Consider the following 15,323-nt stretch of genomic DNA (forward strand, 5'->3'; position numbering starts at 1 on the left):
CTGATAGCTAATTATGGAACGGCGCACGTTTTTACAAAGAATTGGCTCAATACTCGCGGTATTGGGGGTAACTGAAGCTCAGTGGTTGACTTTGGGAAATCGCTATTACCAGGCTTTGGCACAACCCAGTCCGCGCAAATTAGCATTGCTAATAGGTATTAACCAATACCCGCAAATTCCCGCCCTCAGTGGTTCTATGATGGATGTGGAACTCCAAAGAGAACTTTTGATTCATCGCTTTGGTTTCCAAGGGTCAGATATTTTAACCTTAACTGAGGAACAAGCTAGCAGGGAATTCATTGAGGCGGCTTTTTTGGATCACCTGGGTAAGCAAGTTAAACCCGGTGATGTGGTGGTCTTCCACTTTAGCGGCTATGGCAGCCGTGTCAAATTGGAAACATTGCCAGATACAATGCACAATGCTCTGGTGCCAGCTAATGTGGCTCAGAATCCACAAGATGAACAAATAGTCAATTATATATTAGAAGAAACTCTACTGCTATTATTGCGATCGCTCCCCACAGACAGAGTAACAGCAGTATTGGATACTAGCTATTATGCTCCTAGCACAGTCTTAGGATTAAAAATTCGCGCCCTTCAGGAGTCAGTAGCCAAGCTAGCAGCAGAAGAACTCGACTTTCTCAAACAACTTCAAACTCAGAAATTACCTAGCACTCCAATTGTTTTAGCAGCTACCTCAGAACCGAAGCAGCCGGCAAGGGAAGGACTATTCTCTGGTTTTAGTGCCGGGTTATTTACCTACGCCTTGACACAGTATTTATGGGAATTCACCCCAGCCACCACAATTCAAGTCGCCCTCTCCCATGTGGAAAATTCTCTATCCAAATTGGGTAGTAAACAGCAATCAGCGTTATTAAGTAATAAGAAAAATCAAGATATACCGTCTCTACTGCCAGACAGTGTAAATGGTGCAGAAGGCGCGGTAACAGCTATTGAAGAAGACGGTAAAACAGTCCATCTGTGGTTAGCAGGATTACCTCCACAAGTGCTGCTATACTACGGAGTGAATTCTCGATTCACCCTCGCAACAACAGAGCAATTAGTATTGCGATCGCGCACTGGGTTAACAGCAAAAGCGCAAATTTCCAAAATTGAAGGTGCAAATCCCCTACAAGTTGGGCAACTCGTCCAAGAAGCAGTCCGAGTTTTACCCCGAAATATTAATTTAACAATAGCTTTGGATACTGGATTGGAAAGAATTGAGCGGGTAGACGCTACAAGTGCCTTTGCTGGATTTTCCCATGTGTCCACCGTAGTAGCAGGAGAAAAACCCGCTGATTATTTATTTGCCAAACTACAGGAAATTCCCAGTCATTATGGTCTATTTTCTCTTGGTGGCGAGCTAATTCCCAATACCACCGGAGAAGTAGGAGAAGCAGTAAAATTAACAGTACAAAGGTTAGCGCCAAAATTATCAACCCTGTTTGCAGCCAAGTTATGGCGGCTGACAGAAAATGAAGGTTCTTCCCGCTTACCTCTCAAGGCAACCTTAGAAATAATTAGTGGCATATCGCCTCGCGTCGTCATGCAGCGCGAAACAGTACGAACTTTTAAAAAATCAGTACAGACGCGATTAATTGCGTCTCTCCCCACTCCGATTGTGCCTATCGGTAGTCGAATGCAATATCGAGTGGAAAACCAGAGTGATCGCCCAGTATATTTAATCTTGCTGGGATTAAACAATAATCAGACAGGAGTTGCTTTCTATTCTTGGGAAACTCCCCAAGAACCAAACACTGCCGACACCAAGCCCCTTCTCAAAGAAGTCGTCATCGCCCCAGGTGAAACCCTCACCCTACCCCAAACTAATGGTGCTTCCCAATGGGTGATTTCAGGGCCAGCTTCTGAGTGCGAACAACAACTGATTTTTAGTACTGCCCCTTTTAGCGAAACTCTCGCCGCCTTGAGCAGTGTTAAGTATTCCACAGCCGAACAACGTCCGATTAGCCCATTGTTGAATCCCTTAGACGTTGCACAAGCCTTGCTACAAGACTTGCATAACGCCAGCGCCCTTAAAACGGAGATGAACGGCACAGCAACCGACTCATATATCTTGGATGTGAATAATTGGGCAAGTATTAGCTTTAATTTTCAAGTTGTGTAAACAACGATATGATGAGGCGATCGTTTCTAATAATAGAGCCTTAAAACTTGAGCCTAAATTTTATTGATCTTGGTGTTATAAAGCCCGTTGTCATGCATTAAAAAATACTCATGATTTAGCTATTGAAAGTTTGACACAGGCAATTAAGTTCAAAGGTGACCAACATCAAGATTTGACACCAATTAGTAATGCCATGCCCCTACAATAAATGTATATGTATCAAGGGTTTTCGTGAATTGGTATGAATGCTCTACAAGTACGTCTACACTGACTAGTCTTCGAGATCATCTCCAGTAAAGAATTGTTTATACGAGCATAAGCTAGAGTTTTGTATAACTTTAGTTGTACTCCTATTGATGATCGGGAGTGTTCAACTTGAGTCTTTACCTCATAAAGTATGAGCTATAAACCAGAAAAAATCTCAATTGAATTCAGTCGCCAGCAGGATGAGACTTAGCACAATATTTTTTACACTTATAAATAAACCTGATAAACAACTTGGGAACAGCGTATGCCTCTTCACAAACTTGAACATTTTGACCCAAACTATCGAGAAACTTTCGGCGGAGACGATGTTAAAGCATTGGATCTTTATACTGAGGCAGGAGAAAGAGTTGGCTCAGTGGCTGATGTTTTAGTTGATGACGATGGTCATTTCCGGTATTTAATTATTGATACAAGCGTAGATTTTTTTGGTAAGAAAATATTACTACCAATTGGTCTTTCCCGGATCGATTATCCTGCAAGACGCGTCTATGTTGATGGATTAAGCAGACAACAAGTAGAAAATTTAGTTGAGTACAAAGAAGACGCGATCGTTGATAATGATTACGAAGAAAAGGTACGGAGTGTATTTCGTTCTCCAACCAGCGGTGTGACTTTTGATCGCGATACATACAATTACCAGACAGAACCAGCTTTATACGGGTTGAATGAGCAATATCATCAAACTTTTAGACTCTATGAAGAACGATTAATTGCCAACAAACACCGCATAAAAACCGGAGAAGTATCGGTTGGTAAACACATTGAAACAGAAACTGCACGCGTTACAGTACCTATTCAAAAAGAACGAGTTCTGATTGAGCGAGTTGTGCCAACAGAAACAGGAAAGGTTGTAGATACCAATGAACTTAAGTTCCAAGAAGGGGAAGTAGCACGCATAGAAGTGTACGAAGAAACGCCTGAGATACATAAAGAAGCGTTTGTGCGTGAAGAAGTCCGGGTAAAGAAAGTAGTAGAACGGGATACTGTGGAAGCACAAGACACCATTCGTCGAGAAGAGTTAGATGTTGATACTGCGGGTAATTTACATGTGCAGGAACATGGTACCACTACACATGAAACTGTTTAAGTCGCTAGTCAATAAGTTTGTTTAGTAGATTTATCTGAAATAATCATGCAGGCAAAGCTAATTTTTATCTCTGTCTGTATTTTTGTATTCAACAAAATTCCCGGTTTCTGAGAGAAATCGGGAATCTAACCTTGGAAAAATTTACATCTTGATCAACAATGTAGAAACGCAAATTTCCTTGGTTCTGATATCAAAAAATATCTATAACTTTTGATTATTTAACTTATGAAATAATTCATTCGCCAGAAAGAGGCAAACAAGTAATTAAATGTCTAACTTAGTTATTAGGAGATGGGAATAAAAGTTTTGAGGAAAATATAATGGTTCTCTACAAATTACAAGATTTTGAGCCTAACTATCGTGATACTTTTGAAGGTCACGACATTAATGGACTTGGCGTTTATACACAAGGAACTGATGAGAAAATTGGCACTGTCAGCGATGTTTTAGTGGATGAGGAAGGTCATTTCCGCTATCTAGTCGTTGATTTAGGCTTCTGGATTTTTGGTAAAAAAGTGTTATTACCAATTGGTCGCGCTCGTATCGACTATAACGTTGATCGCGTCTACACAATTGGCTTGACTAGAGAGCAAGCAGAAGATTTACCTGAGTTCAATGAACGTCAAACCCTTGATTACGATTATGAAGAACGGGTGCGTGGGGTATATCGCCGACCCACAGACTATACCCAGCCTGTAGAAGCATCATTACCATTGGAAGCTACAGCACCAGTGGATGCAACCTATCAGCAGCCAGTTACGCCTACTTACAATCGTGATAGCTACAATTACGAACATGAGCCTTCTTTATACGGGTTACATGAGCAAGATCATCAAACTTTGAGATTGTATGAAGAACGGCTGATTGCCAGTAAACGCCGCCAAAAAACTGGAGAAGTAACGATTGGCAAGCACGTTGAGACTGATACTGCGCGGGTTGCAGTCCCAGTCGAAAGAGAACGAGTTGTGATTGAGCGTGTAACTCCAGCAGATGCAGGTACTGCCGTTTCTGGGCGCGAAGCAGACTTCCGTGAAGGCGAAGTTGCTCGCGTAGAAATCCACGAAGAAACTCCTGAAATTCGCAAAGAAGCATTTTTGCGCGAAGAAGTTAGAGTTAGAAAAGTGGTCGATCAAGACACAGTTGAAACTCAAGAAACTGTGCGTCGTGAAGAGTTAGATGTGAATTCTGGTAATCTTCCGATTGAAGAGCGCTAACTAACAGAGTCATTAGTTGCTAACTAATGACTAATAATTAATTCGACACAGTACAGGTGAGGCTGTAGAATTAGCTTTACCTGTGCTTGCAATATCTGATAGCATTTTAGAATTTGAATTGCGAATATGGGTTGGACAAATACATTTGCCACAAACATTTTCTAAATAGCATTCAGATGATCAATACATTACATTTAATTTAGCTAAGTAGAAAGCAGTTCATAAAATTTGCATATGAATAGCCAACCGATGACAAAAAACATTGGACAGGCAAACTCTGACTCTCGCACTAGCACCTCGTTAGCAGATTTAAGAAATAAGGTGAGCAATTTTGCTGTGTTCGATCAGCAAGGTCAGCTAGTAGGAGTAGTTCACGACTTAATTGTGGATGCTAATCGCCGATTAAACTTAGTTATATCTAATCAGGCGAATCAAGGAACTCTAGAATATGGTCAGCAGTTAGCCGATAAATATCCTTCTTTATTTCGATTGCAGAGCCAGAGAATAAAAAAAATCGACAAGCCGACTAAATCTGTTTTCATAGACTTAAACAAATCAGAAATCGAGTATATGCCTGAATATTTAGAAACAGAAACACCAGGCGAGCGCACACTATCAGAAAACTCAACTGAGCAACTAGACAATTATCAAACTACAAATAGCCCAGTTGAGCCAGTAAATTTAGATGATGTTACCGAAGAACAGATTATTCGTCTACTAGAAGAACGCCTAGTTGTTGAAAGCAGTAAGCGTAAAGTTGGTGAGGTGATTGTTCGCAAAGTAATCGAAACCCGGATGATACAAGTTCCTGTCCGGCGTGAAAGGTTGATTGTGGAACAAATTAGCCCAGGACACAAACAACTTGCAGAAATTGATTTAGGACAAGAGGAAATTTCTGGCATTGACTTGACCGAAGTAGAAGGACTTGAGGCTACACATTTTGACAGTGGTTTAACAGTAAGCGGCGAATTTAGCTCACCTAAAACTGCTAGTTTATTGTTGAATGCGATCGCACTAGAGCAAAATCACGGCTGTAAGCAGGTGCGAGTGACCATTGGTGTTGAAGATGAGTCACACGAGAAAAAATACCAGGAGTGGTTTGATCGCTGTTCTAAAGGTCAATCACTAAAGTCGGAAAAATAAGTTTCTAGCAGATTAATTTAGTAGGGTGGGCATTGCACACCCTATTTTTTTTGCTGATTTAAGAAAAGAAAATTAACTCATCCCACAGCTACGAAAACATCGCAAGTCTTTCCGACACGCTGCTGCGTTCGCTCATTTTCTTGAATTGCCGTGAGAAAATTGAAGTCAACAGTACCAAATGACTAATGACCAATGACTAAACCGGCGGGCGGCTATCCCAGACACCCTTAGAAGGAATGGCATTCTCGCCGATTTTCGTTCCCTTGCGGGTAACCGAAATGTCTCCAAAGCAACTTAATTTACAATACTAAGCAGTTGCCTTGCTTTTGGCTACCTTGCAATGAAATTTCGACTGAAGAGACTTTCACCGAAGAAACGACAGCGCCTGATCTCACCTATTCAGATTCAAGCTCGAGATGGAAAATTTGAGATTATGGGTATGGGTGCATGGCATTCCTACTGGCGCGATCCCTACCATCTGCTGCTAACAATTCCCTGGACTGGCTTTCTGCTCCTGATTTGTACTTTCTATATAACTATCAATGCTCTATTTGCCATAGCTTACTTGATAGGAGGAGATTGTATTGCCAATGCCAGACCTGGTTCTTTTTTAGATGTCTTTTTCTTTAGCGTCCAAACCCTAGCATCTATCGGCTATGGGGCAATGTATCCTAAAACAACTTACGCCAACATTATTGTCACCATTGAAGCAATGATCGGTTTGGTGGGAATTGCTGTGATGACGGGACTAGCGTTTGCTCGATTCTCCCGACCCACAGCTCGTGTACTCTTTAGTCGTGTTGCTGTAATTACACCTCATGATGCGATGCCGACTCTCATATTTCGCACCGCTAATCAGCGTCGCAATATGATTCTGGAGGCGCAGATGCGAGTCTACTTAATGCGCGACGAAGTTTCCTTAGAAGGGCAGTTCATGCGTCGGTTCTATGATCTTAAACTGCTGAGGAACCAAACACCTAGCTTCACGTTGAGCTGGTCAGTGATGCATGTCATTGATGAGTTTAGTCCTCTATATGGGATGACACCAGAATCGTTAACCCAGACAAATACTATGCTGATCATCTCTTTGAGTGGCATTGATGAAACGGTTGCACAGGTTGTCCATGCCCGTCATAGTTATGGTGCTAATGAAATTTTGTGGAACAATCAATTTGTCGATATCATCCACCACACACCCGATGGACATCGCTACATTGATTACAACCGCTTCCACGATGTTTTACCTTTAGATGAAATGCTTTGAATGCCTGAAAGTTACTCGGAAGCTTGATTGAGTGGTGGTTCTAAAGATTTAACGACAACCCGACCATGTTCAACTACAGTGCAACTTTTAACCATGCTCTTGCTGGGGTTAACTGGCACATCCTGGCACTGATTTTGGTGGGAGATATTTTGCTCCTGTTGCTGATTGAGGACGACAACACAACAGGCGCAGGAGGCAAAGGACATATAAAATATTTCGATCTCTATATTTATTATCGCGCTACTGATGCTGTTTGGCTGAAAAATTTGCTACCCATGTGTTTTGATAATTCAGTGCTGGTTTAAAGCGTATATGCGAAACTATGACTGTAAGTACTTGCTTCCTTGTGCTTGTAACCTGTTTGATATATCTAAACCGAGTAAACAGGAAAGCGGTTATAGATCCCGCCCCGCTTTCCTCCCTGCTCAAACTTGTTTCGCAGGGTTAGACAGTGGGTTTTTCTAATGAAAAATTTTTTGAGATACCTGGGTTTAGGTTTCCTATCTACCTTTTTGACTGCGACTCCCGGATTGGGAGCTGAACGCATTAGCTTTTATTACCCTCCCTTTGGCGAATTCTCCTTGTCTGTGGACTCGCTGGAAACTTTTGCGAAAGTTGGCAAAATCGATCAAGATTTTTCATTTTATGCTAGCCGTGCTACCCCCCAACAACTCGCTCAATTGCGGGATCTGCTCCAGCAAAAGTTTAATGTCACTCCTACATTAGTATCTCAGGTTACCTACTCGCCTATAGGCGAACAAGTGATGCAACAGCTAGGAGAATTACTCCTCACTGAGTCTCGACAGAACGGCTTCTATGCCATACGTGCCTCTTTGATTTTGGCTGCTGTTGATCAAGAAGGTTTAACGGTTGTGAATTTGCTGCGGAAATTTCCTAGCAATACTGTGCGAGTGAATTTCACAGAAGGGTTAAGGATAGTTGATGACTTGTCACAATTGCTCAAAAAAAGGGATGAAGTTGTTGCCTCTCTTCAAAAAGAAGCGATCGCTCAAGCAGCCAATTCAACAATTGACTTCTCACAACAGCTAGATTTGCGATCGCCAGGAAAATTCCGCTGGCAGAAAAAAAGCCTGGAGCTAAATGACTTTTCTCGTAATCGCCGTCTACCGGTGGATATTTATTTACCTGCAACTCAAAACTCACAACTCCCAACTCAGAATTCCCTGTCGCCTCCCTTTCCCCTCATCGTCATTTCTCATGGTCTCGCCTCAGACCGCTTTACCTTTGTCTACCTGGCTGAACATCTAGCATCCTACGGTTTTGCTGTTGCTATACTGGAACACCCTGGTAGTAATGCCGAACGCATTCAACAATATTTTGCGGGTTTGGCTGGGCCGCCAGATGCAGAAGAATTTATCAACCGACCTTTGGATATTAAGTATCTCCTCAATGAACTCCAGCGTCTAGATAAATCTGATCCCGCCCTCTTGGGAAAACTCAATTTTCAGCAAATTGGGGCGATCGGTCATTCCTTTGGCGGTTATACTGTTTTGGCTCTAGCAGGAGCAAAGATTAACTTTGAGCAACTGAGGCAAGATTGTAATCCCAATAATTCATCCTTTAATTTGTCGCTCTTTTTGCAGTGTCAAGCAATTGATTTACCCCCGACAAATTACGAACTCAAAGACGATCGCATCAAGGTGATCATGGCGATTAATCCGATTAACAGCTCAATTTTGGGTGAGGGCGGAGTAAGTCAAATTAAAATACCTGTAATGCTGGTAGCAGGTAGTCAAGATATTTTCGCCCCACCCGTATTTGAACAAATTCGCCCCTTTACCTGGCTTTCTGACTCGAATAATAAGTATCTAGCCTTAATCGAAAATGCTACCCACTTTTCAGCGATCGCAGAACCTACTTCTGAAAATGATGTCTTACCTGTGCCACCTGCCTTGCTGGGCCCTGATCGTGCTCCTGTTTATTCCTATCTCAACGCCCTCAGCGTAGCTTTTTTGGAAACCCATCTTCTCAACCATCCTGAATACCGCTCCTATTTGCAGCCATCCTACGCCACATTTATTAGTAAAGAGCCTCTGAATCTCAGTCTTTTACAGTCGTTGTCGGTAGATCAATTCACTCAAATTTGGAATGGGTCAACTACCCAATCAAGCAAACCATCAAATCCCCAACCTACCCCTACCCCCCGTTAGTTCTAAGCTGAAAAACATCTAAAATGATCTGAATCAAAAGACCTCTTAGAGGTTTTACAGAAAGACGGTGAGAATGGGATGAATCGTCGCTCGCCGTCTTGGTCATTAGTATGAAAAAGCCAAGAATAATCATGAAAACCTACTAAGGACTTCGATTTTCGCCGGCTGAAGTTTTTACAGCCGGGGAATGGGTTAAACCTTAAGTAATTATACGGTGTACAATAGAAGGCAGAAAATTAGAAATTATCTTGACTTACATCTCAGATCCCCAACTTATTAGAAAGGTCGGGGATCTTGTTGTTCATGAATGATTTAAGTTTGCTATGGAAGGTACAAGTCTCAAGCATTCCTTTGATTAACTCAAAGTTAAACCCAAACAAATTAGTATTTACACTAAATTTTTGGCAGATAAATATGTCGTTGTAATTTGCATTAAAGACAATGAACTAGCCCTATTCTATTATTTAAAAAAAATTAAAACCTGGATATTCCCTTTTCAAAAAACCAGTAAATATGCTGATAGTAATTTCCAAGTTAGTTAGAAACTCTAACTATTGCAACCATCAACCAAAATCTATATGTCTTTTTTGCTTCTAAGCTATGAATTAGATATGACAATTTCCTAAAACAGGAGCTATTTGTCAGGGAATTGAGATATTTGTACTGAGGTATTCATAAAAACTTATTTAATAAAATCTTTACTATATATATGCTTGTCGTTAAGAAGTATTAAGAAATCTTATTAAAGAATATTGCAATACCTTGATTTAATTGCTAACGTGTGTATGACAACGATGCTGATGAACGCTCTGATCTAGGAGAAATAAAATCTATGAGCTATACCCATTCAGCCAAGTGTGTTCGGGTTTGACGGGTTAAAAACGAGAAATTTCTGCCTCGTATAGACAATTATGAGGGATTGCAGATTAACCATGAAATATCTCGTTGCCAAAGGCTTAGTTTCAGTTTGATTTCAATTACGATTGCATATTTGTCTTACCTTGTGCCGACAAGCGAGTAGCTCTTGATTGTGTATATCGGCAATAACGAAGAGTTTGGTAAGACTTAGATTTTGGAGGATAAAACCAATGGAGATTCAAGGTAAAGTTGCCCTAATTACAGGGGCTTCCCGTGGGATTGGACGAGCGATCGCCCTCGAACTAGCGCAACAAGGCATCAAGCGACTGATATTGGTAGCACGCGATCGCCAAAAGTTAGTCGAGGTAGCTAACGAAATCGAGGCGATGGGCACGGAAACTGCGATCGTGGCTTTAGATTTGACCCAGACAATCGAAGTGAATATCGCTGTTGCCCAACTGTGGCGCAATTACGGACAGATTCACCTGCTGGTTAATTGTGCGGGAGTCGCATACCAAACCTCCTTTTTGCAATCTAAACTGCCCCAAGTTCAAGAAGAACTCTCTGTGAACTTATTAGGGATGTACAACCTCACTAGTCTGATCGCTAGACGCATGGCTAGCCAAAAGCAAGGCACAATCGTCAATGTGTCGAGTCTGATGGGGAAGGTAGCTGCACCGACGATGGCAACTTACTCAGCTACCAAGTTTGCCATCTTAGGATTTACCCAAGCCTTACGGCGCGAACTAGCTGATTACAATATCCGAGTCATTGCATTACTGCCTTCTCTGACAGACACAGACATGGTGCGCGACTTAAAATTATTTCGCTGGGTGATCCCCATGACTCCCCAGGAAGTGGCTAAAGCACTCGTCACCGGAATGCAAAATGATTCACCAGAAATTTTAGTTGGATGGCAAAGTCATTTAGCTGTATTGTGTCAACGCCTTGCCCCTTGGTTGCTAGAGCTAATTTTACGAATAGCAACTCCGCCAGCACCAAGAAAACAACAGCCGAGTCAAAAACTGAACAAGCTGATCCCGAAACTGAATTTTTTGACTAGAATCCATCGTTTCGGTGATTTGTTCTTGTCAAGAACATGATTTTTTGCGTGTCTGCACATAAGTCTTAAATTTTTAGAGGCGATCGCCTCCTCTCCTGCGGTCAATTGCCTTTACCTTGAGGGTAAAAACGGGAGTACCCGACCAAATCAACTAGATTGACCGCAATCAGCCATCCCTTACCCAACCCAACTCAATCAGCTTCTAACTCCAGACATCGGCAATCTGCATAGACTAACTATATTTTGCCAAAAGCGTTGATCCCTGCTGATCATATTCTGACTACATCTAGCGTATTAGCAGATGGTAAACAAACTTTATCAATAAATAGAACACAAAGATGCGAATATCTGGGTAGACTGCACCGATGATTACTAGACTTGCCTGAGTTCGCAGTTACTGAAAATCACCAAATTAAAAATGTTATGGCTCAGGGTATTTATTGGATCTGTACTGAGCTAGGTGCTATTAGATACTCGTGCAAATTTTATAGATATAACTTATTTCGGAGCAACCAGAAATGCTTTCCTTCCCCACAACGCTTACTCCTTTGCCCGAAATCATTGATGGCTTGCCGAATATTTCTGGTTGGGAAACAGAGGTTCTCTCTGTAGTTAACCATGATCAACCAGTATTTTTACCAACAACAAATATCCGCTTAGAAGACATCAAGGCTGTGTTTGCGATCGCCTTACACATGCACCAGCCAACTATACCTGCTGGACATGGCGGTTCACTGATAAGCAATCTGCAATATATGTTTGAACATCCTCATGAAGGGGATAACCACAATGCAGATCCTTTTGCATATTGTTACAGCCGCATGGGAGACTTGATCCCCGAACTTGTAAGTCAAGGTTGCAATCCCCGTGTGATGTTGGATTACTCAGGTAATCTGCTGTGGGGACTGCGGCAAATGGGACGCGGTGATGTTCTGGATAATCTTAAACGGATTACTTGCGATCCAACCTATCAACCTTATGTAGAGTGGTTGGGTACAATGTGGGGCCATGCAGTTATTCCTTCCACACCCATAGCAGATATCAAATTGCATATCATCGCATGGCAACATCATTTTGCGGCAATTTTTGGCTGGGAAGCACTAGCGCGAGTCAAAGGATTTTCGCCCCCAGAAATGCACCTACCAAATCACCCTGATGCTCTCTTTGAATTTGTGAAAGCGCTGAAAGAATGTGGATATCGCTGGCTACTTGTTCAAGAACATTCTGTAGAAACAATTAGCGGTCAATCTCTTACCCACAAACATTTACCACATCGTTTAGTTGCTCGTAATTCTCAAGGCGAAATAATTAGCATCACAGCCTTAATTAAAACCCAAGGTTCAGATACTAAATTAGTCGCACAAATGCAGCCTTATTATGAAGCCAAAACCTTATCAAAACAACAAATCGGTAGTGTTTTTGTACCACCAATAGTTAGCCAAATTGGAGATGGTGAAAATGGCGGCGTGATGATGAATGAATTTCCTAGCGCGTTTAAACAAGCTTGGTGGGATATGGTAAATAATGGGGGAGGAAAGTCAGGTGTAGTTGGGATGTGTGGTACAGAATATTTGGAATTAATCGAAGCAGCGGGCTGCAAACCTGAAGATTATCCAACTTGTCAGCCAGTGGGACAACATCAAATTTGGGAGCGAGTTTCACCAGAGAATATTCAACCGCAAGCTGTAGAGAATGCCATTCAAGAATTAAAGCGAACAAACTCTAATTTTCATCTGGATGGAGCTTCGTGGACAAATCATATCAGTTGGGTAAAAGGATATGAAAATGTGTTGTCTCCCATGTACCAATTAAGCAGTTTATTTCATCAAAAGATTGATCCGTTACTGCAAGCTAACTCAGCAGAACCGATCACTAGACAATCTCAATACCGTAACGTTCTCCTACATAATCTTTTGCTGCAAACCAGTTGTTTTCGTTATTGGGGACAAGGCGCTTGGACTGATTACGCACGTGAGATTTACAAACGTGGCGAAAGCCTGCTAAAAACGATATTTTAATCATAAATAACTCAGGTGAAAGAATGAAACAGCCCTGCTTTTTAAGGGTGGGCCAGAGGGTATATTCTAGGATAAAGTCTCACTAAATCAAGTATATTGGTTTCTAAATAGGCAGTATAATTGACACTCTCAGCCCTGAAGGGACTGAGATTCTGCGGACAGAGTAAACTACGCTAAATCAAACTTACCCGTTAACAAATTGCCTGTTTTAAAAAGCGTTTAACGAGTAAAATAAACCCCATTGAAAGCTTCCCTGATTGTTGACAAAGGTAGTCTAATAACGCTTTAGTCTTGCTATTTGGGTACAGGAAGATTTGCTGTACCCAAATACTTTTTTTTAGCCAATTCACTTTATCTCTTAAACTTATAAAAGAATAATTACAACACGATTTCGTGCTGATTTAAAAATCAGTATTTGAGCAAACGTTTATTAGAAAAAAGTGTTAATATGTGTAACACTTTTCTAAAAGCATATTACTACACCAGAGGTAACAATATTTCAAATTTTGTACCTATACCAATCTGGGAATGGAAATTTAATTTACCACCATGTTTCACGGTGATAATTCGATAACTTACTGCTAAACTGGTATTTTTACTATTCTTTGTTTCCAGAGAAAAAGACTCCATAATTTGCTGTTGCAATTCTTGAGACATTCCAGGGCCATTGTCAGCAATGCGAATTAATATCCAACGAGAATCTGGTGCATTTGGGTTACTTGCTTCTTGCGAAATTACTTCTGTAGTAATTTCAATTCGAGGTTTTTGAATAGTTTTTGTATCTTCTATATGCAAAGACTGTCGCACTGCTTCATTGAGTAAAGTATCTACAACTTCGCCGAAAATATTCATCATAACCTGGTTTATTTGCCCCATAAAGCAATAGACTGGAGGTAATTGACCGTAGTATTTGACGATTTCAATTTCTCCTTGAAGACGGCTATTAATTAATAAAATAATACTATCTATACAAGCATGTAAATCTACTGGTTTGGGATAAAGCTCATCGATATGACAAAAGTTTTGTAAACTGGTGACAAGTTTTTTTAATCTTTCTGCTCCAGTGCGGATACTAGCAAGCGATCGCGACAAATCTTGTTCTAAAAAATCAAATTCAATCTCTTCTTTAAGAAGATTAATTGCCTGGGAAACTGATGGTAACTCTTGATCGTAAGCTGCTATCAGCTTGAGTAAATCTTGGCTGTAGTTGGAAACATAAGTTATATTCCCCCAAATAAAACCCACTGGGTCTAAAATTTCGTGCGCTACGCCATCTACCAAACGTCCCAGATTTGCCATTTTATCATTTTGAATCATTTGGGCTTGGCTGCGTTCATACCGCACCAGATTGTCGATTCCTCGAATTTGCCAAGAAATAATATTCAATTCTTGGACATCTAACAACCTATAAGCACCAGATTCTGTTTGTACTACAATTGGTTCTGCTAAAAATTCTGGCGATCGCTTTAAGCTAAGTTGCATCGCAGTTAAAATCGATGTTGTATCAGCAAGCAACAAAATTGGTATCCGCGTATAGCTGTAGAGAACGGCTAATGGTTGCTGAACAAATAACTCTTGTCCATAGGGGCGAATCAAAAATTCCAGCAGTCGCCGCCGCGAAATCATCCCAAAGAACTTTCCCTGTTCTACCAAAATTACTCCTGGTAGCTGGGGGTATTTTTCCAAAAAACTAGCCACTTCCATACCAGTGTGATTGATTTCCACTGGGAAGTTGTACATTGGTAGTTCTTGGAGAGTTGAATCTAAATCGAGATCGCGATCGCTACCAAGAGACACAAATGGCGGTAAGATTTGGCTACTGAATTCTTCTGACACTAGACACCCTGATTTTTACAAAGACAGGTAAACAATAAGTTAATATTTTACATTCTGCCACCCTGTAATATGCGGTTTCAGTTTAGGTATCTAGTAAAACAAGTGTTGTATCAGGGTGAAAATCGTTCTAAGGCAACTGGAAGCTATTGGCGTGCGATTTATAATCAGTCCGATAGCACGTTCGTGTTAGCTTCACGCTTCAAAGAGCCTATCATCTGCCGGCTTGTCGTTAGACATCCCTCCGCGTTGAACCAGAAGCTTAATATTTTGCTATAAA

Annotated in this window: 10 protein-coding genes; 9 read left to right on the plus strand and 1 reads right to left on the minus strand. The window is 41.2% G+C overall.

The window, feature by feature from the left end:
• The first annotated feature begins 13 nt into the window (after positions 1 to 13).
• From ACEYW6_RS22645 to ACEYW6_RS22685, 9 genes are all read left to right on the plus strand, one after another.
• A complete protein-coding gene (locus ACEYW6_RS22645; protein ID WP_412981526.1) occupies positions 14 to 2,125 on the plus strand; it encodes a caspase family protein in 2,112 nt (703 codons plus the stop codon).
• Positions 2,126 to 2,636: 511 nt separating this feature from the next.
• The gene (locus ACEYW6_RS22650) at positions 2,637 to 3,479 is read left to right on the plus strand and encodes a DUF2382 domain-containing protein (protein ID WP_412981527.1); all 843 of its coding nucleotides are present in this window, start codon (positions 2,637 to 2,639) and stop codon (positions 3,477 to 3,479) included.
• 320 nt (positions 3,480 to 3,799) lie between these two features.
• On the plus strand, positions 3,800 to 4,693 hold the full coding sequence (locus ACEYW6_RS22655; RefSeq protein ID WP_412981528.1) for a DUF2382 domain-containing protein: 894 nt from the start codon (positions 3,800 to 3,802) through the stop codon (positions 4,691 to 4,693).
• A 249-nt stretch (positions 4,694 to 4,942) separates the two neighbouring features.
• On the plus strand, positions 4,943 to 5,836 hold the full coding sequence (locus ACEYW6_RS22660; RefSeq protein WP_412981529.1) for a YsnF/AvaK domain-containing protein: 894 nt from the start codon (positions 4,943 to 4,945) through the stop codon (positions 5,834 to 5,836).
• A 340-nt stretch (positions 5,837 to 6,176) separates the two neighbouring features.
• The gene (locus ACEYW6_RS22665; protein ID WP_412981530.1) at positions 6,177 to 7,100 is read left to right on the plus strand and encodes an ion channel; all 924 of its coding nucleotides are present in this window, start codon (positions 6,177 to 6,179) and stop codon (positions 7,098 to 7,100) included.
• A gap of 65 nt (positions 7,101 to 7,165) precedes the next feature.
• The gene (locus tag ACEYW6_RS22670; protein WP_190896174.1) at positions 7,166 to 7,405 is read left to right on the plus strand and encodes a hypothetical protein; all 240 of its coding nucleotides are present in this window, start codon (positions 7,166 to 7,168) and stop codon (positions 7,403 to 7,405) included.
• A 159-nt stretch (positions 7,406 to 7,564) separates the two neighbouring features.
• Complete coding sequence (locus tag ACEYW6_RS22675) at positions 7,565 to 9,271, plus strand: alpha/beta hydrolase (protein WP_412981531.1); 1,707 nt, start codon at positions 7,565 to 7,567, stop codon at positions 9,269 to 9,271.
• A 1,088-nt stretch (positions 9,272 to 10,359) separates the two neighbouring features.
• A complete protein-coding gene (locus ACEYW6_RS22680; protein WP_190896171.1) occupies positions 10,360 to 11,232 on the plus strand; it encodes an SDR family NAD(P)-dependent oxidoreductase in 873 nt (290 codons plus the stop codon).
• 478 nt (positions 11,233 to 11,710) lie between these two features.
• The gene (locus tag ACEYW6_RS22685; RefSeq protein WP_412981532.1) at positions 11,711 to 13,210 is read left to right on the plus strand and encodes a glycosyl hydrolase family 57; all 1,500 of its coding nucleotides are present in this window, start codon (positions 11,711 to 11,713) and stop codon (positions 13,208 to 13,210) included.
• Positions 13,211 to 13,687: 477 nt separating this feature from the next.
• Here ACEYW6_RS22685 and ACEYW6_RS22690 read toward each other — a convergent pair whose 3' ends face one another.
• Positions 13,688 to 15,046 carry a sensor histidine kinase gene (locus ACEYW6_RS22690; RefSeq protein WP_412981533.1) on the minus strand — a complete coding sequence of 453 codons (1,359 nt, stop codon included), beginning with the start codon at positions 15,044 to 15,046 and terminating at the stop codon, positions 13,688 to 13,690.
• Positions 15,047 to 15,323 lie beyond the last annotated feature (277 nt).

The sequence above is a fragment of the Nostoc sp. UIC 10607 genome, from assembly GCF_047228265.1.
GTDB lineage: Bacteria > Cyanobacteriota > Cyanobacteriia > Cyanobacteriales > Nostocaceae > Nostoc > Nostoc foliaceum_A.